Raw genomic sequence first — 21,714 nt, 5'->3', positions numbered from 1 at the left:
CGACGACCGTTTCGTCCGCTTTTGCTGGCAAAGGAGATACCGTTTGCGCTTCTTGCGCGATCCAGTCTTTTTCGTAATAGCTCGCCGCCGTCAACTGTGTCCGCACCTGCTTGATCGTGTATCCTTCGATTTCCACAAGCACCTCGCCAGCAGGATTGACGATATCAATGTCAAAGGTCGCCGTCTGGTTGTCTTCCCCTTGCTCCCGCTGGCGCACATAGCTGTAAATGGCGGAAGGGATCGGGGCGTGGACGCGAATCTCCTGATAGTAAAACGGCAAATACAGCTGCTCATCGATGCTGCGAATCGCGATATTTGCCGCGTTGTCCAGCATCGCCGGATGATAGTGGTAGCGAGCGGTTTCTGCGCGATACGGCTCGGCAAGCTGGATGGCAACCAGACATTCTGCACCTGCCAATCGCAATTCCTGCAAGTTGTCCCAGCGAGCGCCTGTCGCGATGTAGGCTCCGCTTGCTTGCAGATCGGCTGCGCGGGCAGCCACCGGGAGCTTCTGCATGAGAGCCGGCAGGTCTACACGTTTTTGCTCTTGCGTCGAGTGGCACAGCTTTCCTTCTGCATGCTTGCGCCACGAGCCGTCCAACTGATCTTTGCTGGCGATGGAAAAATGCTTTTCTTCGCCCGCTTTTTTCACCGCGATGTGCAGTTCGCAGCTCTCCCCGTCCTGAAGCGAAAAAGGTTGCAAAAAGGCGAGGTCCTTGATGACGGCAAGCCCGCCTTGCTGCCTGCCCACTTCCAGCAGCAGCTCGATGTAGGCCGTGCCAGGCAAAACATACTCGCTGCCCACGCGATGCTCGTTCAAAACCCAATCGTCTTTGACCGACAAGCCGACGGTATACGTCACCTCGCCGGAAGCACTTTCCCTTGCAGGCAAGCTCGTGAGCAACGGATGCCGCAGCTCTTGTGGACGTGCGGGCGACTGTTTGTAGGCCGCGAAGTCCTCCTGGTTGAGCCAGCAGCGAACTTTTTGAAAAGGATAGACAGGCAGGCTGATGCGATTGCAAGCGATCCCCGCGTACAGTTGCTCCCAGTCGATTTCGGCGCCTGCGACGTACAGTTCTCCCAAGGACACATAGGCAGGCAGCTCTCTGTTTGGCAAAGCGCTTTTCATGTCTTGCAGTTTTTGCTCAGCCTGCAGCGTCCGTACTTGCTTTTCTTCCTCTGTCACTCTTCGCCAGACGCCAGCCCCAGCCCGCCCCATGGTTGTGTCGGCGCCCGCTTCCCCTTCGTGAACCTGGTAGCGCACGTTTTCTCCCGAGGCAAGACCGTGTTTCTTGAGCTGTTCCAGTTTGTAGAGCAGATCGTCGCAGTCGGTAAAAACGATCGCCAGCCGATGACTGTAGTGACCGCGCCCTGTGCTCGCCGTGTAGCACAAATCGTCCAGATCAACTTGCCGATTGCGGGATACATAAGCGGCATATTCCGCGACAAGTGTCAACAGCACCTGTTCTTCCTTGGCGGACAGCGGAAGCAAATGAAGCGAAGCTGCTTGCTGTCGCTCGGCAAAAGCGGGCGGAGCCTCTTGCAAAACCATATGGCAATTCGTGCCGCTCAACCCGAACGAGCTGATCCCTGCCGTGCGCAGCGCTCCGGCTGTGCTCCATTCGCGCAGCTGGTCGTTCACATAAACTGCGGACGAACTGAAATCAATATTTGGATTCGGCTTTTGAAAATGCAGCGAAGGAAACAGCTTTTTGCTTTTCATGGCGTGGATTACTTTTACCAAGCCAGCAATTCCGGCGGCATGATCGAGATGGCCGATGTTGGTTTTGAGCGAACCGATGGCGCAAAATTGCTTTTTCTTCGTATAGCGCGAAAATGCGCGGGAGATTCCTTCTATTTCAATCGGATCGCCTAGCTTTGTGCCCGTTCCGTGCGCTTCGATATAGCTGATCGTCTCGGGATCGATGCCAGCTATCTCCCATGCCTCGCAAATGACTTCTTCCTGCGCTTTCGAGTTTGGCGCGGTGATGCCGATCGAATTGCCGTCCTGGTTGATCGCGCTGCCTTTAATCACCGCATGGATATGGTCGCGATCCTCCAGCGCCTTTTTCAGCGGCTTCAACAGAACGGCTCCCATGCCCTCGCCTTTTCCGGTGCCATCGGAGCTGGCATCGAACGTTTTCGTTCTTTCGTCTGAGGACTCAATCCCGATTTTGACGTGCTCATGACTTTTCAGCGGGAAAAGGTGCAGCTTGATTCCGCCTGCCAATGCCAGATCGCAAGAACCTTCGATGAGCTGGCGGCAGGCAAAATGAATCGCGACCAAAGTGGAGGAGCAAGCCGTATCGATGGCGACGGCTGGCCCCTTCAAATCGAGCAGGTACGAAATGCGGCTGGCGATAATCGATTGGATGTTGCCGGGGATCGCGATCCCCATCGCTTCCGGTGCCAGCAACTGGATACCTTTTTTGTACACTTCGCCAAAATCCGTGCTGTAGCCAATAAACACCCCTGTCTTGCTGCCTGCCAGCTTCGCGCCCCCATAGCCAGCCTCTTCGATCGCTTCCCAGGCCAATTGCAAAAACAGCCGCTGATTCGGGTCCATCAGACTTGCTTCGCGTGGGGATATTTGGAAAAAGCCCGGATCAAACTGATCGATCTCGGGCAAATATCCAACTCGGTCAAACTGCGCTTTGGCTTGGTCGATGGGAAGCATGGGCAGGAAAAGGGCAGCATTTTCCTGCCTGTTTGCCGGGATATCCTGGATGGAGTCGATGCCCAGGTGCAGAAGCTGCTCCAGCCGGGCATCCGTGTCGGCCTGGCCTAGCCGGGCGGCGATCCCCACAATGGCAATGTCGTTATCCGTCTCCTTTTGCTGATCCTGTCGCAAATAATGAATCAGGTGTGCGGCAATGTTTTTGTCCAATTGCCCGGAGCCGACCTGCTGCAATATATAGGAGTACATCTCTTCTTTTTTTGCCATAAGCGTTACTCTCCTAATTTTTTCAGGATATCTTCTACCGATGCCTCTCCCTCGCTAAAATCGTCCAACAGCTGCAAAATATTGTCGATGTCGCTTGGCTGCCCTGCTTTTTTCACACCCGGTTGTGCTTGAGCTGACGAGCTTCTTTCGATGTGCTGCGCCATGGCACTGATCGTTTTGCATTCGAACAGATCGATCACTTTGATTTTTTGCGGGTATTTCTCTTCGATTCTGGCTTGCATCTGGACGATCAGGTGCGAGTTTCCACCGAGATCGAAAAAGTTTTGCCGAGTCCCGATCTGTTCGAGACGGAGCAGATCGCGCCATAGCTGAAGCAGGAACTTTTCCACATCGCTGCTCGGAGCATGCAGCTCGCCTTGCTCTGTGTCTGGCGCCATCGAGTCAGCAGGAAGAGACATGGCTTGCAGCGTTTTTCGATCCAGTTTTTGGTTGGACGTGACAGGCATCGCTTCCAGACGCACAAATCGGGCTGGAATCATGTAAGCAGGCAGCGCTTTGCGCAACGCATCCTGAAACTCCTGCACGGCAATGTCACGGGTCGACGTATAGTAGCCAATCAATTTGTTCGATTCGCTTTCTTTGACTGCCACGACGCAAACAGCCGTGACACCCGGTACGCTTGCGATCCGCTGCTCGATTTCTCCGGTTTCAATCCGGTATCCTCTGACCTTGACCAGGCCGTCATTGCGGGAAATATATTCAAGCTGTCCATCTGTCCCGTATTTGCCCAAATCTCCGGTATGGTAGACGAGCTGATCGGTAAACGGATGGAAGCGATATACTTGCGCGGTCTTCTCGCTGTCGCGGAAGTACCCGGGAGTGACCCCTGGTCCGCTAATGCAAATCTCGCCGGGCACGCCGGGACCGCACAAGTTTCCGTCCTTGTCCAAAATATAGACCTGGTTTTGTCCGAGCGGTCGGCCAAGCGGAACGACCGATTTGCCTTTCAGCTCCTGGTTTACTTCGCAACACGTAGCCCAGATGGTCGCTTCTGTCGGTCCGTACAGGTTGTACAGTTTCGCGTTTGGGAAATGGCTGCTAATGTCTTTTGCCAATGCCGGGCTCCAGGCTTCGCCGCCAACGAGGACGGTTGCGAACTGGCGCAAGCACGCCAAGAGTTGTTCATCTTGCTGCGACAGGCCGAGAATGAATTGGCTGATTAAAGTCGGCACAGAATGCCATACATCGATCCGCTGCTCCTCCAGATAGGAAAACAGCAAAGCCGGGTCACGCAGCCGCTCAGGCGACAGCACATGCAAGGTGGCTCCGCTTGTCAGGCAGCCAAAAATTTCAAAGACAGAAATGTCAAAGCTGATCGAAGTGACCAGCATCATGTTACGCGCAGGCCCCAGTTGAAATTGCTGCTGACTCCACAAAAGATAATGGATCACATTTTGCTGGGTAACCATGACGCCTTTTGGCGTTCCGGTCGAGCCAGATGTATACATGATGTACATCAATTCAGCTGGCGGCGCTGTCACAGGAGCGGCGGACTGTGCGCGGATATGCTCGCTGCCGTAGTAGCGAATTTGCCCCACCGTTTCTGGCTGGAGAGCATCCTCTGACAAATCCACTACTGTCTCCAGATGCGTCCCTGCGATTGTTTCCAAGTTCGCCATGACGCTTTGTTCCGCCAAAACGGTTTTGATCTCGCTGTGCTGAATCATATAAGCGATGCGCTCATGCGGAAAATCAACATCCAATGGGACATATGGACGTCCAGCCTTGAGAATGCCCAGCAGCGCGACAATCATCTCGATACCGCGCGGCATGTAAACGCCGATTGGCTCCTGTGATTCCTGACCGCTTGTGCTCGTGAGCAAGGCAGCCAATTGGTTGGAGCGCTCATCCAGCTGCTGGTAGGTCAAGCTCCGCCCCTCAAAAACGACTGCTGTCTGCGCAGGATTTTTCTGCGCTTGCGCTGCAAACAGGCGGTGTACTTGTCCGGGAGCATCCAGAGCAACAGGCTGCGGATTTTTTTCGAGCAAGGCTGCCTTGTGTTTGGCATCCAACAGCTCATAGCGGCCGAGCATTGCCGTCGGATTGTCGATCACCTGGTCGATTAAAAACGAAAAATAGTCAACGTATTTGCGGATCGTCTCCTCGGCGAACAGAGTCGTTTTGTACTCCATCCTGACTTCCATTTGCTCCTGCTCCATTTTGCAAATGCAGCTCAGATCGTACAGACTGATCCGGTCGTTGTCTTGCGGGACGTTATCGTACAGCTGAAAAATCGTGGAAAAAACAGGCGTGCGGCTCTGATCTCGCTCCGGGTTCAGCTTTTCTACGAGCGTGTTGAACGGATAGCGGCCGTTGGCATACGCTTTGACGCATTTGTGCTTGATTGTCTCCAAAACCTCGTCAAAGCGGGAAAGTCCGCGAAAATCGACGCGAATGCACACCATGTTCATGAACAGCCCAATGACGTTTTCCCATTCTTGTCGCTCCCTGCCAGACACCGGGAACCCGACGATGATGTCCTCTTCCTGGCTAATTTTGTGCAGGAACAAAAAATAGACGGCGAGAACCGTCATGTAGAGAGTCGTCGAGCGATTTCTCGCAAGCAAACGCAACTGTTCCGTTTTCTCTTTGGAAACCGTGAATTTGATGTAGCTGCCGTCGTAGACGAGAGAGTGCGGCCGTTCAAAATCGGTCGGCAAATTCAGCACTGGCAGCGGTTTCGCCAGCTCGCTCATCCAGTACTGCTCCATGTTCCGGAACTCAGCAGAGGCCAACCACTTTTTCTCCTGCTCGACCCAATCGCCATATTGCAACGATACAGCTGGCAGCTGAACAGGATGGTTCGAGCGAATGCTCTCATACAGTTCCATCAATTCCCGGAAAAACAGCCCAACGCTCCAGCCATCGGAAATAATGTGGTGCATGCTGACGCAAAGACGGTGCTCATCATCAGCCAAACGATGCAGTTCCATCCTGAACAGCGGCTGCTCAAAATCAAACGGAGTCGCATTGTGCTCCTCCAATCGCCGGGCCGACATGGCTGCGCCTGACGATTCCTGCTGATAATCGCTGAACTGAATGACGTTTTGCCACTCCGGCAAAACGAATTGCTTCGGGACGCCATCGACCATTTTGATGACGGTGCGCAGCGAGGCGTGGCGCCGGGTCAGCATGTCCAGGCTTTGTTGCAGCACATCCAGATCAATGTCCAGCTTCAACTGTTTGATGACAGGCAAGTGATAGGCTGTCGTGTGCGGATCGTAGTTTTGCAAAAACCAAATCCGGTATTGCGCCTTGGAAAGATCGTGCCCGGCTTGTTGTTCAGCCGTCGCTTCCTGGCTTGCGGGCGTCTCTTGTGCGGGCAGCAGGTTTTCGTCCAAGTAAGCCGCCAGCTCCGGAATCGTGGGAAATTCAAAAACTTCCGCAATCGTGATCGGCTTGTTCAGGTGCGTGTTCAGCAGATTGGCCATTTGCGTCGCCATAATCGAGTCTCCGCCGACTTCGTAGAAGCTTTTTTGCAGGTCGATCTCTGCCAGCCCAAACGTTTTTGCCCATACTTGCGCTAATTGTTTTTCGGTCTCGGTAAGCTCGTCCTGCTGTTTGCCGACAATCGGCACATCGCTGGAAAAAGCTTCTTCTGGTGCGGTCGTTGCTGCTCGCTCCGCGACTTTTCCGCGCAATTCAGAAGCGAGCTGCAACGGAAAGCGATTGCCCAGCGACGCAGCGATCTGCTCGAAGCGGATATCCGCCACGACTACGCGCGGAACGTCTGGCAGGCTGGCAAATGCCTGGACTGCCTGAGCTGTTTTCAGCGGCTTGAACAAAGCGTTGCCGTTTGTCACGCCGTAGTCCGCCGCCATCCCGGTTTCTGCCCACGCGGTCCAGTTGATCGTCGTGGCGCGAATGCCTTGCTGGCGCAGGCAGGAAGCAAAGCCGTCGAGGTAGCCGTTCGCCGCTGCGTAATCGCTCTGCCCCGGACTGCCCTCCACCGTTGCGATCGAGGAAAACAGCACGAAAAAGTCAGGGCGTTCTTCCAGCAAGCGGTACAGCAAGTAGCTGCCTTCGATCTTCGGCTGGGTCACTTTGGCAAACTCGGCCCATGTTTTCGTAAACAGGAATCCGCTGCCCGCCACGCCTGCCGCGTGAATGACTCCTTTGACCGCTCCGCATGTCTCGCGAAGTTGCTGTAAAGTGTTCGCTACCTGTTGCTCGTCCGTAATATCGCACGGGCAAACCGTGACACTGCTGCCCGACCGCTCGATTGCTTCCACGGCTTCGATGATGCGGCGCGTTTTGCTGTCACCGTCGTCTTGTTTGATTGCCTCCCAGTCTGCACGCGGTGGAAGTCCGCTGCGGCTGAGCAGACCAAGGCGGATTTTTTTGCGGGAAGCGAGATGCTTGGCGATTTCCAGACCGATCCCGCCCGTGCCGCCAGTAATCAGATACAGTCCGTCCTCTTGCAACTCCAACGGCTGGACAGACTCTTCGACCGGACAGCGAGCAAATTCCTCGACATACCGCTGATTGCCGCGATAGGCAACTTGGTACGCAGCGCTTTCGCCATAGATTTCCGCCAAAAGGCTGCCGCACTCCGTCTCGTCGTCGAGGTCAATGCTGCGGCACTTCACATGCGGGTACTCCGCATTCACTACTTTTCCCAGCTGGAACAACGCTGTATGGCACGGCTCCAGCTCTTTTTCGGCACCAGTGACCTCCCAGCCGTTCCGGCCCAGTACGACCAGCTCCAAGTCCTGCTTGTACTTGGCCTGCACCAGCGATTTCACCGTAAAAAACAGGCTTTGGATCGTGCGGGCCTGCGTCGTTTGCAGGCGGGAGAGGCTGGGCGCGTCCTCGTGCTCATCCAGCGCATAAGCGTGGACGATCCGGTTGATGCCCCGCTCCTGCAAGTCCGCAAAAAGCTGCTGGTAATCTGCTTCTGTATCTCCGACCACGTACTTCGTTTCCTGTTCTTTGCGGTAGCCGTCACCGTAAGCGACCTGAATCAGCTCGACGCCGCGCGCTTCCCATTGGTGAATCAGTTCCCGCGTTGTTCCGCTTCCACTTCCACTCTCGCTTCCGCTGTCGCTGTTGCCAAACAACAGCACGCTACCCGCAGCGACCGCTCCTGGCTGTTCCAGCGGAGCTTTCACCCAGCGAATCTGGTAAAACAAATCGCGGGCAGCCATAGCCGCAGAAACGCGTTTCAATGTGTAGTTCTCGACTTCGGCAAACACGTTTCCTTGCTCGTCGATCAGGCTAATGTCGTAGGACACCGTCTCCCGGCTGTCACTGCGTGCTTCTCTTTTCCGCAGGTAGCTGTAAAAGGAGGCAGGCATGTCGTTGTACAGATGGAGCGCTTGGTAATAAAACGGGAAGTAGTACGATTCATGCTCCGCCTCGTTCTGTCTCAACAGATGCCAAAAGCTCAATGCCGTATCGAGCGACGCCGGATGCAGCGAGTACGTGCCCTGTTCCCGCTCATCGGCCAGTCGGATATGCAGCAAGGCAGCGCGGTCGTTTTCATAAAACTGCTCGATGCCTCTCCATCTCGGACCGTATTGAATCAATCCCGAATAGAGCGGCGCAAACTTGCCAGCGTCCTGTTGCTCCATTTCGCGGATGATGGACGCAATCGGCAGCGTCTTGCCTGTGCGCGGCGCAAGCGGATGTACTTCTCCTGTTGCATGGGTGATCCAGCTTGCTTCCGGATCGCTTTCGTCTCGGCTGGCAATCGTAAAGCGGACGTGTCCGCGCTCCGCCTGGACGATCGTATGGACGATTCTCGTTTCATCCGGCGAGCAAGAAAGCATGTGGGACAAAGATACATTTTTGATGACCACGCCTTGTTGCGCGAAAAAGGCTTTGCTGGCTGCCCCGGCCATCTCCAGATAGGCCGCTCCCGGCAAAACCCCGTTGCCGAGGATGCGGTGTTCCTGCAGCATCCACAGCTCGCTCATCGCTGCCTTTGCTGCGTATACGCGCAACCCGGATGTAGACAGGACACACTCTCCCGGCAGTTGCCCTTTTGCTGCCGCGTCTGCCGTTCTCTCATCCGTCGGCGTCGGCCAATGCCTCACTCTGCTGAATGGATAGACAGGCAGCTCCATCGTTTGCACAGCCTGTCCCTCGTACAACTTTGTCCAGTGGATGCGTGCTCCCTGCACATACGATGTCGCCAATTCGCGAAGAGAGTCGACGCTGGCCAGCGAGCCTCCTTGTTCTGCCCAGGCGTAAAGCAGTTGATTGGCCTTTTCATGAAGCGGCCGATTTGCTTTGTCCACTGTATCTGGATGCAGCAGATGGTTTTTCGCTTTCCAGGCGCTGGCGGATTGCCCGTAATACCCAAGCGTCTCAGGCAAATTGTCCAAATCCAGCGGCAAGATCGCCGCGATTTTTTGCAACAGCTCGCTTGTGTTCCGGGCGATAATCGCCAAGCGGTGGGAAAAATGCTCCCTTCCAACCTGCGCCGTATAGACGAGAGCAGAGAAATCCACCTGCTGATTGGCCTGCAAAAAATGGCAGTAGCGTCGCAGCAAGTCCGACAAATTCGCACGGTTTTTGGCCGATAGCGTAAATAGCCGAGGCGTTTCCTGCTCGTTCTTCTCCGTCTGCTGTTGATTCCATTCCTCCAGCAGCACATGGCAGTTCATGCCGCTAAAGCCGAAAGAACTGATGCCAGCCCGGCGCGGCACACCGCCAGTTTCCCAGGCTAGAGGCCGATCAACCAAGTAAAAGGGCGAATCGGAGAAAGGAATATACGGATTTGGCTCCGCAAAATTGATCGTCGGAACGAGTTGTTTATGCTTCAAGGACAACACGACTTTTAACAGCGAAGCCATCCCCGAAGCTCCTACGAGATGACCGATGTTCGATTTGACGGAACCGATCCCGCAAAACTGTTTTTTGCGCGTGTAGGGTTGAAAAGCTTGCTTCATGGCCTTTACTTCGATTGGATCGCCGATGACGGTTCCGGTGCCGTGCGTTTCGATGTAGGAAATCGTTTCCGGGTGAATGCCCGCTTTTGTCCACACGTCCGTCAAGAGCTGCTCCTGGGCTTGCGGATTGGGAGCGGTGATGTAATTGGAAGCTCCGTCGCTGTTTACGCCACTGGCTTTGATCACGGCGTAAATCCGGTCCTTGTCTTGCAAGGCATCTTGCAACGGCTTCAGCAGGATGACCGACAGCCCTTCGCCCCAGGTGGTGCCTTTGGCGTGGCTGTCGAATGGCCTGACGATGCCGTCGCTGTTTTCCACGATTTTAAACGACGAATTAGCCATCGGCACGAGATTCAAGCTGATGCCTCCGGCGATAGCCAATCGGCATTCTCGTTTCCTGAGCGACTCGCAAGCGTGATGCACCGCTACCAACCCGGAGGAGCACGCCGTGTCGATCACCATATTCGGCCCGAAAAGGTTAAAGAAAAAGGCAATCCTGCCCGAGAGGAAGCTGGGCAGATTGCCAGTCATCGCCAATTCGTTCGACGAATCGATAAATTGCTGGTACAGGCCGGAAGAATGGTGATCTCTTCCGATGAAGACGCCCGTATCGGTGCCGTCGATTTTTTCGCCCATGTATCCCGCATCTTCAATCGCTTCTGCCGTGACTTCCAAAAGCAAGCGCTGGTGCGGGTCCATAAACTCGGCTTCCCTGGGCGAGATGCGGAAATATTCGGCGTCGAAGCGGTCTATCTCTTCCAGGTAGCTGCCTTTGGCATAGTGCGGTTCTCCCCAAAGCTTGCGCAGCAAAGGATCGGTATCCATGCGCCGCTTGGGCGGAAAATCGGTGATGCCATTCGTCCCGTTAAGCAGATTCGTCCAATATTGCTCCAGGTTGTCTGCAAAAGGAAGCCGGCAAGAAATGCCGATGATGGCGATATCCGCAACGGCGTCCTTTTCGGGCTTGGGCGAAGCTGCATTGACTTGGTGCAGCAGCTTGCGGGCAAGCTCTTTGTCCAGGCGATTTTCTTTTACACTTTCCAAGATCAGCGCATTGATTTGGTCGATGTTATTCATCTGTTCGATTCCTCCGCTGCGACAAAAGGTCCACCATCTCTTCTACAGATTGCTCCCCGGAAGAAAGGTTGTCCAAAATGGATTGTAGCTGTTGGTCAAACGAATCGAAGGAGTCCTGCTGTTTCGCTTCTTCTTGCCTTTTTGGCTCGCTGCTTTGGCCCTGCCTGATGTAGTCAGCCAGTTCCGCCACAGACGAATACGTAAACAGATCAGGCAAGTCGAGTGCGCCCGGGAACTCGGTTTCCAGCTTTTTCAGCAGTTGGGTCGCGATCAGTGAATCGCCCCCCAGTGCGAGAAAGCTGTCGTAGATGTTGACAGTCGACAAGTGCATCGTTTCCGCCCAGATGCGGGAAATCGTCTGCTCGATGTCGTCATAAGTTTCATCTTTGCGGCCCGTGAGCGTAAAAGCACGCTGCGCGCTGGCAGGAGCAGACGGGGCTTTGGAGCGGCCCTTGCTCGTGTTCTTGTCGATCAGCCCGCTCTCTACTTTCAAAAACAGGTCTTCCCCGCTGGTTTGCAGCCATTCTTGATTGAGAGAGGCAATCACCACTTGCTTGCGATCCATAGCCAGCGCCTGGTCCAAAGCAGCGGTTGCTTCATTCGTTTGCAGCGGTTTGAACAGGGCGTTGCTGGTGGTCACGCCAAAGTCCGCCGCCATCCCGGTTTCTGCCCACGCGGTCCAGTTGATCGTCGTGGCGCGAATGCCTTGCTGGCGCAGGTAGGAAGCAAAGCCGTCGAGGTAGCCGTTCGCCGCTACGTAATCGCTCTGCCCCGGACTGCCCTCTATCGTCGCGGTTGAGGAAAACAGCACGAAAAAGTCGGGGCGTTCTTCCAGCAAGCGGTACAGCAAGTAGCTGCCTTCGATTTTCGGCTGGGTCACCCTCGCAAACTCGGCCCATGTTTTCGTAAACAGGAATCCGCTGCCCGCCACGCCTGCCGCGTGGATGACTCCTTTGACCGCTCCGTATGCCTCGCAAAGCTGCTTCAAAGTGTCTGCTACCTGCTGTTCGTCAGCGATATCGCACGCGCAAACCGTGACGCTGCTGCCCGACCGCTCGATTTCTTCCACGGCTGCAATGATGCGGAGCGTTTTGCTGTCCGCTTCGCTCGACTTCTGTTTGATTGTCTCCCAGTCTGCACGCGGTGGCAGACCGCTGCGGCCGAGCAGACCAAGGCGAATGTTTTTGCGGGAAGCCAAATGCTTGGCGATTTCCAGCCCGATCCCGCCCGTGCCGCCAGTGATCAGATACAGTCCGTCCTCTTGCAGCTCCAACGGCTGCACAGACTCTTCGACCGGGCAGCGAGCAAATTCCTGTACGTACCGCTGATTGCCGCGATAGGCAACTTGATACGTGCCAGTTTTCCCGTACATTTCCGCCAAAAGACTGCCGCAGTCCTTCTCGTCGTCGAGATCCATGCTGCGGCATTTCAGATGGGGATACTCCGCATTGACTACTTTCCCCAACTGGAACAACGCTGTATGGCACGGCTCCAGCTCTGTTTCGGTGCCTGTCACTTCCCAGCCATTCCGGCCCAGTATAACCAATTCTATCTCCTGCCTGTACTTGGCTTGCACGAGCGATTTCACGATAGAAAACAGGCTATGGATTGTGCGAGCTTGCGTCGTTTGCAGGCGGGAGAGGCTGTCCACGCCCTTTTGCTCATCCAGCGCATAAGCGTGGACGATCCGGTTGATGCCCCGCTCCTGCAAGTCGGCAAAAAGCTGCTGGTAATCCGCTTCCGCATCTCCTACCACGTACTTCGTTTCTCGCTCTTTGCGGTAGCCATCCCCGTAAGCGACCTGAATCAGCTCGACGCCGCGCGCTTCCCATTGGCGAATCAGTTCCCGCGTTGTTCCACTTCCACGTCCGCTCCCGCCTTCGCTGTCGCCAAACAACAGCACGCTGCCCGCAGCAACCTCTCCGCGCTGTTCCAGCGGCGCTTTCACCCAGCGAATCTGGTAAAACAAATCGTGCGCCACCATAGCGGCAGAGATGCGTTTCAGTGTGTAGTTCTCGACTTCGGCAAACACGTTTCCTTGCTCGTCGATCAGGCTGATGTCGTAGGACACCGTCTCCCGGCTGTCGCCGCGCGTCTCTCTTTTTTGCAGGTAGCTGTAAAAGGAAGCAGGCATCTGGTTGTAGATGCTCATCCGTTTAAAGGAAAAGGGCAGATAGAGGTCAGACAAAACAAACATGGTCACGGCATTCAGCCCTGTGTCGAGCAAGGCCGGATGAAAGCCGTACAAGGCGAAGTCGTCCGCGTAAGCTTCCGCCAACTGCACGTGGACCAGCACACGCTCTTCGCATTTGCCCAAAGCTCGAATGTTGTTCCAACGCGGCCCGAATCTCGTACGCCCTCGCACCGTGGCAAAATCCGCATCCACCTGCTCCCAGGCGCTGTCCTGCTTGATGCGCTGAATATCCATCCATGCTGGCTCAGCAGTCGCGCCAGGAACGATTTTGCCTTCGACATTCAACTGCCAGTCCTGCCCCGCTCCACCGTCATCCGCTGCCTTGCGATTGACGATCCGCAGTTGCAGCAAGTCTTCCTGACTTTCCATAATCGTATGGACGATCCGTTCTTCCCCCTCAGGGACGACCAACGGACTGATAAAGCGAAAATCCCGCAACTCGAATGAGGCGTCTCCATAATGATTGTCTCCGGCTTTTCTCGCCCATTCGATCAGAGCAGTCGCCGGGACGATCGGAAAGCCCATCATGAGATGCTCCTGCAACATCCACTGCTTCTCCACTCGCAAAGGGATTTCATAGACGCTCTGCCGATACGATTCAAGCACTTTCCGTCCCGGGATGACTTCCTGATGCTGCGGAGTCAGCCCGCCATCCGGTTGCGGCCAGAACGAAGTCTTTTTAAAAGGATAGACAGGCAAGGCCAGACGGCGATGTTCCCCTGTTCCGTAGAAGTGCCGCCAGTCGACTTCGGCTCCCTGAACATACAGCTTGCAAACCTCCGCCATCCCGTGCTCATCATCAGTGGAGGTGCGGGCGAGCTGTTGTTGCGCTTTTTCCAGCAGCAGCTGCAAGGCGGATTCGGTAATCTCTCCGACCGCTTTATCCAGCTTGCTCTCGGGTACGACCTTAAATTCGTTGCAAAAGATTCCGGCATGCTCCTGGCCGGATGGCAGCTGCTCTGTCATCACTTGGTTCAGCTTTTCTTGCAGCTCGGGCAAGCTGCGCACGAGGAGGGCAAGGCGGCACGAATAATGCCCGCGTCCCGTTGTCGCAGTCAAGCAAAGGTCTTCCAAAGACAAACTTTTCTGCTCGCTCAAAAAATGGCGGTAACGCGAGAGCAGTTCGAGCAGCGTCTCTTTGTCCCTGGCCGAAGCCGTGAAAACATGGCAAGGACGAGCGCTGGCTGCGCCCGGTTGTTCTTCTGGCGCTTCCTCCAGTACGAGGTGGCAATTGGTGCCGCTAAAGCCAAACGAACTGACGCCTGCCCGCCGCGGGGTATCGTCCTGATCCCGTGGCCATTCTTCCACCCGGTCCACCATGTAGAGCGGCGAACCCGTAAAGTCGATGAACGGGTTCGGATCGTCAAAATGGAGCGTGCTGACCAGCTTTTTATGCTTGAGCGACAAAATGACCTTGAAGACGGAGGCGGTTCCAGACGCTGCGGCTAAATGGCCGATATTGGACTTGACGGAGCCGATCCCGCAAAACTGTTTTCGCGACGTATATTTTTTAAAGGCATTGCCGAGCGACTGGACTTCAATCGGGTCGCCGAGTACCGTTCCTGTCCCGTGCGCTTCAATAAAACCGATCGTCTCGGGTGGAATTTCGGCGTTCATCCAGGCTCTGGTGAACACCTCTTCCTGGGCGATTGCATTCGGTGCCGTGATCCCGTTCGATTTCCCGTCGTTATTGGCCGCGCTCCCTTTGATGACGGCATGAATGTGATCCCGATCCTGAATCGCTTTATCCAAAGGCTTCAGCAGCAACGCTCCGATCCCTTCGCCCCACAGCGTTCCATCCGCGTGCTTGTCAAAAGGTTTGACCAGATGCAGCTTCGATTCCACCAATCCAAACGCCGGATTTTTCACCGGGAAAAAAATCAGGCACACCCCGCCAGCGATCGCCATGTCGCACTCGTTGTTCCTGATCGCCTGGCAAGCGTTGTGAATCGCGAGCAATCCCGACGAGCAGGCAGAATCCACGACGACGCTAGGTCCTTTCAAGTCGAGAAAATAGGAAACTCTGCTCGCCAAAATGCCCGTATACGAGCCAGTCAATGCCAGCTCGTCTGTTTGATCCAGCAGGTGTGTGTACATGTTCCCGACGGTGTGGTCCCTGCCGATAAAAACGCCCGTTTTGGACGAGACGATCCGGTTTCCGCCATACCCGGCATCCTCCACCGTTTCCATCACAGTGGTCAAAAGCAGGCGCTGCATCGGGTCCATCATGACGGCTTCCTTGTTCGATATTTTGAAATACTCCGCGTCAAAATCATCAATTTGATCCAGGTAGCCGCCTTTTTCATAGGCGACCTCCATAGGAGCTTCCTGTTGCAGCCTGCTCACAAACCCTGCAACGCCTGCCTGTCGGCTCTCCGGAAAATCCGTGATGCAATCGACCTCTGCCAGCAAATTTTTCCAGTATTCATCGAGGTTGCGAGCGCCAGGAAAGCGGCCGGACATCCCGATGATCGCGATGTCCTTATGTTTCTTCGCCCCCGCCTGCTTGATCTCTTTTAAAATGACCTTGGACTTTTCAATGCTTAACTGTTGATCCTTGATCTGCTGATAAATGTACTTTCGCGTTTCTTTCATTCTTCTTCTCCCAGCAATCGATCAATCTCTTCCACATCGAGTTCACCATTGGCCAAGCGCTGCAAGATTTGATCGAGATTTTGGTCTTCCTCCTCCTGACTCACGCTGCCAGAGGAAGACGGTTGCTCTTTTTTCATCCGGGAATGCACATATTCGGCCATCTTGTTAATCGTGGGATACGTAAAAATATCCGAGATGCCCAGTTGGTCCGGAAAATACTTTTCCAGTTCTTGGAGCAAATAAACCGCAAAGATCGAATTGCCGCCAAGAGACGTAAAATTGTCGTCCAGCTGAATCGAATCGGATTCGAGCAGTGTGCTCCATAGCTGGCGGATCAACGCTTTGATTTCTTGCAAGGATGCGTGCTGCGGATCGCCGTGAAACACGCCAGAAGCTGGCTGGACTGGCTGGCTTTCTCCAGGTGCTGCCGCCGCCCCGTCCACATAATCGATCAACAGCCTGTTTCCTGCGTAAAAGAAGTTGCTGCGGAAGTGCTTTCTCGCGACTTCCTTGTTGATTTTGCCGATGACGACCTGTTTTTCGCCAAGGGCAAGCGCAGCATCAAAAGCAGCGACAGCGACCTGTGGCGTCAGCAAGTGAAAGATCAGTTCTTTTTGAAACGTTCCATAATCGTAGGCCATGCCGATCTCAGCCCACGGTGCCCAGTTGAGCGTCATGCCGTTTTGCTGGGCGGGCAGGCTGTAGACGAAGCTGTCCAAAAACGCGTTCGCCGCCACATAATCACCTTGTCCCGGCGTCCCTTCCAATGTGGCGACAGATGAAAAGCAGACGAAAAATTCCAGCGGCTCGGTAATCAGCTGCGCCACATTCAGGCTCCCCGCCGTCTTGGCTTGCAGCACCTCGCGAAAACGTTCCTCTTCCCTGTTGAACAAAAATTGATCCCCGGCGACTCCAGCCGCGTGAATGACGCCATTGATGCTGCCATGTGCTGCCCGCACTTCCTCAAGCGCGCGCGCAAGCTGCTCCTTGCTGGCGACATCTGCCTTGTAGATGGTGTATGTACTGCCTGACGCTGTGATCTGTTGCAGCATCTCGATCCTGCGTATGATCTCTTGCTGCTCGCCTTTTTGCAAAATGTCTGTCCATTCGTCCTCTGCGGGAAAGCCTGACCTGCTGATCAGCACCAGATGAACCGGCTGCTTTTCTGCCAAATGTCTAGCCATGGTCAAGCCCAGGCCGCCTGTTCCGCCAGTAATCACATAGCAACCCGATTCAGTCAAGTTAAGTGTTTGGCCTGTGGGCAGCTGGCGATCAAGTTCCACCATTTTTTGCCCGTATCTTTGTCCGTTCCGGTAGGCTGCGATGTAGCTGTCTGGCTGATGTTCCAGTTCAGCGAGGATGTCCGGGATCGCGGTAGCGGCATCCAGATCGATGCAACGGCAGCGCAGATGCGACCATTCGCTGCTGACCACTTTGCCAAGGTGATACAAAGCGTTGTGCATCGGCTGGAGCTGGACGGCAGGCTCCGTCTGTGTAACCGGAAGCGCCAGTTCGCCTAGCAGGACCAGATCAATCGGCTGTCGCACGTTTTGCGCAACCAAGCTTTTTGCCAGGTGGAACAGACTGAACAAGCCTTCGTCGCTTGCCCTTTCTTCGGCAGCATCAGACAGGGAAAAACCGTGCACGATGCGCTGCACGCCCTTGTTCCCGATGTCCTCCCATAGCGCATCAAAAGCTTGCTGATCGACACTTAGCTCGTATTGATCATGGGCGAGCTTGGCAAACTGCTTGCCTAGCGTGGCGACAATCGCAGGAGTCCCGTTCTTTTTCAGCTCCGCAATCAGTTGCTGCGTGACAGGCTCATGGCCGCCGAAAACAAGCGTAAGCGGCTGCGCCGTGTCCGGCTGTCTGTTTTCTGCCAGCAAAGGCATGGCTTCCCAGACGATTTGATGGAACAGCCCTTTGGGAGAAAAGACGGCGGACGGTGCGGCTTCCATCGGCACCCTTTTTAGCGTGTAGTCGTGAATCTCGGCAAAAACTTCCCCTTTTTCCGTAACGAGCAAGATATCAAAGGAGATCGCTTCCTGCCTGTCTGCCGTCTCTTTGTCTGTCCTTTGCAGCACGCTGTAAAATCGGCCAGGCATAGCTCCGGCAAAAACGATTTTTTTATAGGCAAAAGGCAAAAACAGCCCGTCGCGAATTTGGCTGATCGGAATGTTCACTGCGCAATCCAGCAAAGAAGGATGCAGAACATGCGCGTGCAGTTCAGATGTAAAAGGCGCAGGCAGTTCAAAAAAGGCGACGATTTTGTCCTGCTCCAAATAAATTTCCTTCATGCACTCCCAATGCGGGCCTGTTTGCACAGGGGCATCAGCGTCTGGCTTGTAGCCGCTTACCGATTGCCTGTTTGCTTCACTGAGCAGCTCCGAAAGAGACAGTTGCTTTTGCTTGGGCAGCTCAGGTTGAAGCAGCACTTTTGCGCGGCAGTGAACGATCCAATCGTCCGAATGTCCAGAAGGCGATGTCACCATGACATCAAGCGACGACTTTTGCTTTTGCAAGATTATGTGGACGCTCTTCGGTTCTTGTTCCTTGACCTCAAGCGGCTGCAAAAACATGACGTTTTCCAGCACGAGCGCGGCTTGCTGAGGCATGTTTTTGCGCACAATCTCGCTCATCATTTCCAGATAGGCCGTGCCTGGGAGCACGCAATGCCCCGCGATTTTGTGCTCCGCCAGCACCCAATGCGTCTCGACCGCAAACCTCGTCTCATAAATATCGATGCCGTTGCTGCCAACAAGCCGTTTATCGACGAGCGGGGCGAACTTTTTCTCCAAGTCTTTCGGCTCGATCCAGCAGCGAATGTCCTGAAAAGGGTACGTCGGCAAGCTAATCGCTAAATGGCGTTGATCCGCGTACAGCTCCTTCCAGGCAACTGTCTCGCCAGCCGCATACTGCAACGCCAAACGAATCAGCTCATGCAAGCGTGCGTTATCCTTCCCGCCCTGGCTGGCATGGCTTGCGTCCTTGCGGGGAGTTCCGCTATAAAACACATGCTTCACGGCAAGCTTCTCGACTCCCGCTTTGCGAACAGCCTGGAGCTTTTGCAGCAAATCCGTCCTGTCGTTAAACACGATTGCCAGTCTGTGCGCCAAATGATCGCGTCCGACATTCGCTGTGTAGCACAAGCTCGCCAGATCGAGCTGTCCGCTCTGGTTGACTGCCTGATAGTAGGCGCTGACCAGCTGGTCGAGCACAGCGGGAGTTTTGGCTGACAGCGCAAGCAGGTGCCACTCTCCTTCGCCACGATTTTCGAGCGAAGTCATCTCAGCCTGCTGATATTGCTCCAGGATGAGGTGGCAGTTCGTTCCGCTCAACCCGAAAGAGTTAATGCCGCATCTTTTCGGGTGCTCTGCTTGTTCCCACGGACGGGCTGTGTCGTTCACAAAGACTGGCGCGTCGACAAAATCGATTTCCTTGTTGGGGCTATGAAAATGCAGCGTCGGCGGCATGATTTCGTGCTTCAGCGCGAGAATGCATTTGAGCAGGCCGGATATTCCCGCAGCATGATCCAGATGTCCGATGTTGGTTTTGACCGAGCCGATTGCGCAAAACTGTTTTTTCGTGGTGTATCGGTCAAAAGCTCGCTTGATTCCTTCGATCTCTACCGGATCACCCAGGCGGGTTGCCGTGCCGTGAGCTTCGATCAGCGAGATCGTTTCCGGATGAATGCCTGCATCTTGCCACGCCCGGACGATCAGGTCTTCCTGCGCCCTGGAGTTCGGCGCGGTGATCCCGAGTGATTGCCCGTCCTGATTGATGGCGCTGCCCTTGATCAAGGCGTAAATGTGGTCGCCGTCCCGAATCGCCTTTGCCGCATCTTTCAGCAGGATGATTCCGACGCCTTCGCCCAGACTGGTGCCGTCCGCCTCGCTGTCAAAAGTCCGCGCCCGAAAGGTTGGGGATACGATGCCGATTCCGGTCTGGGTCTTTTCAAACGGTTGAAACTGGATTTTCACCCCTCCGGCAAAAGCCTGCTCGCATTCACCGCGGCGAATCGACTGGCAAGCGAGATGCACGGCAACCAGCGAGGATGAGCAGGCGGTATCGACCAGCATGCTCGGTCCGTGCAAATCGAGCAAATAGGCCAGCCTTGCCGCCATGATCGACTTGATGTTCCCCGTCATCGCCAAGTCCGCCAGCTCAGCGTTTTCCCCGGCGAGAAAATGTTTGTACTCCCCGCCAAAGTCACTGCTGTACCCTAAAAAAACGCCTGTCTGCGTTCCGCGCAACCGCGCTTTTCCGTACCCCGCATCTTCCATCGCAGCCACACAGCTTTGCAAAACAAGCCGCTGATTCGGGTCCATCAGCTTGGCTTCTTTGCGCGAAATAGAAAAGTATTCGCAATCAAACCGATCAACCTGCTCCAAATACCCGCTTTCCGCGTATTCGCTCTGCTCTTTGCGCACCTCTTTCTGCAAAAAAGCAGACAGCAGCTCCTCATAGTCGTGCTTGCGCGACAAAGGAATGCGCCGGATCGAATCTTTGCCGAGCGCGAGATTGCGCCAAAACTCTCCGACATTGTGCGCATCCGCCAGCTTCCCCGCGATTCCGATGATCGCTACGTCTTTCTTCGGAGCCTCTGCCGCCCTCCCCAAGTCCTCCCAGGTACCTGCGCTCTCCTCCTCCAGGTCGATCTGGATATCCTCGAACAGCGGCTTACTTTTCATTGACAGCTTCCTTTTCGGCAAACATGACCGGGGCAAGGTCAGCGAACAGATGTCGTTTCTTCGTCTCGTCAAAAATTTGCGTGAACCGCTCGCGCTGCTCTTCCAGCGACACTTTTTTCGTCACAAACACGGAACGGAGCATCTCGATCGCCTGCTTGATTTCTTCGATCGACTCTTCGCGTCCCTCTTCCTCCAGCTTGTTGCCCAAAGCTTGTATCTTTCTGTACGGCTCAATGACCCCTTTTTGGTACTCCTCTTCATTCCAGTTCTGGTTTCTTGTGCACACGGCGATGGCCAAGGAACGGGAAACGACAGATGGACGCTTTTCCGCTGTCTGCTCGTCAATGACCGCCATGATTTCCTGATAGTTGTCTTCATAAGAATAGGCGCGCACGTGCGAATAGTCGCGTTTGAGCAAGTTGGTCAAAGCAGATTTTGGCCCAAGCTCGATAAAAGTGTTTACGCCTTGGCGCAGCATGTATTCGATCGTTTCTTTCCATCTGACTGCGCTGATCATTTGCACGTTGAGCCGCTCCTGAATTTCTGTCGGCTGGTAGTACGGCTTCGCGTCCACATTGGAGATCACCGGCCATTTGAGCATGGACATTGGTGTCTGCGCGATGGCCCGCTGGAACATTTGATTGCTCAGTTCCAGATACGGGGTGTGGAAAGGCGCCGAGACTTGCAGGGGAATCGTAATCGCGCCGATTTTCGCCAAGTTTTCCATGGCGACCTTCACCAGCGACTTGGCACCGGAAATCACTACCTGGTTGGAGGAATTGTAATTGGCTACGACAATTTTGTCCTCGCCGTTCGATACGCGCTCACATTCCTCTTCGACGAGCAGCGGGTGCAAGCCGTTGATGGCAGCCATGCCGCCAAATCCGTCTGCGGTAGCTTGCTGCATGATTGTCGCCCTCTCCATTACGAGCCGCAGCGCATCCTCATAGCGGAACACTTCGGCGCATGTCAAAGCCGTAAATTCGCCCAGGCTATGTCCAGCCATGAAGGAAGGGAAAAATTTCTTCTCCTTCCAGATCGATTGGAAAATGGCATAGCTGTAGGCAAAAATCGCAGGCTGCGCATGTTCGGTGCGCGTCAGTTGCTCCAGGTTGCCCTCGTTGATGATCGCGAGCAAATCGTAGCCGAGAATCTCGTTGGTGCGCTGAAAAATGTCCCTAACCTCGGGAGAGCTTTCAATAAGAGCTTTTCCCATCATATTGTACTGGCTTCCTTGACCTGGAAATAGCAAGGCGATCTTAATCATAAACTGTATCCTCCCTTTTTTGGTTAGCT

Annotated in this window: 5 protein-coding genes; all 5 read right to left on the bottom strand. The window is 54.7% G+C overall.

Translation table 11 applies throughout. The annotated features are described in order from the left end of the window. On the bottom strand, positions 1-2,944 hold a 2,944-nt coding region (locus DEP07_RS12485), incomplete at its 3' end, for a type I polyketide synthase (protein WP_287102557.1). 5 nt (positions 2,945-2,949) lie between these two features. Next, the gene (locus DEP07_RS12480) at positions 2,950-10,938 is read right to left on the bottom strand and encodes a non-ribosomal peptide synthetase (RefSeq protein ID WP_287102556.1); all 7,989 of its coding nucleotides are present in this window, start codon (positions 10,936-10,938) and stop codon (positions 2,950-2,952) included. Beyond that, on the bottom strand, positions 10,931-15,727 hold the full coding sequence (locus tag DEP07_RS12475; RefSeq protein WP_287102555.1) for an SDR family NAD(P)-dependent oxidoreductase: 4,797 nt from the start codon (positions 15,725-15,727) through the stop codon (positions 10,931-10,933). The genes DEP07_RS12480 and DEP07_RS12475 overlap by 8 nt, the downstream gene beginning before the upstream one ends. Further along, entirely contained in the window at positions 15,724-20,418 is a 4,695-nt protein-coding gene (locus DEP07_RS12470) for a type I polyketide synthase (protein ID WP_287102554.1), read from the bottom strand. Before DEP07_RS12470 ends, DEP07_RS12475 begins: the two co-directional genes overlap by 4 nt. Continuing rightward, entirely contained in the window at positions 20,408-21,685 is a 1,278-nt protein-coding gene (gene fabD / locus DEP07_RS12465) for an ACP S-malonyltransferase (RefSeq protein WP_122966478.1), read from the bottom strand. The genes DEP07_RS12470 and fabD overlap by 11 nt, the downstream gene beginning before the upstream one ends. Positions 21,686-21,714: the final 29 nt, after the last annotated feature.

The organism is Brevibacillus sp. (assembly GCF_003521185.1).
Lineage (GTDB): Bacteria > Bacillota > Bacilli > Brevibacillales > Brevibacillaceae > Brevibacillus > Brevibacillus parabrevis.
Note: the sequence above shows the minus strand (reverse complement) of the source record. Positions and strands in the feature narration are given on the sequence as shown.

Coding starts and splice junctions, on each gene's coding strand:
- fabD (WP_122966478.1), bottom strand. CDS start 21,685: ATGATTAAGATCGCCTTGCTATTTCCAGGTCAAGGAAGCCAGTACAAT.
- DEP07_RS12480 (WP_287102556.1), bottom strand. CDS start 10,938: ATGAATAACATCGACCAAATCAATGCGCTGATCTTGGAAAGTGTAAAA.
- DEP07_RS12470 (WP_287102554.1), bottom strand. CDS start 20,418: ATGAAAAGTAAGCCGCTGTTCGAGGATATCCAGATCGACCTGGAGGAG.
- DEP07_RS12475 (WP_287102555.1), bottom strand. CDS start 15,727: ATGAAAGAAACGCGAAAGTACATTTATCAGCAGATCAAGGATCAACAG.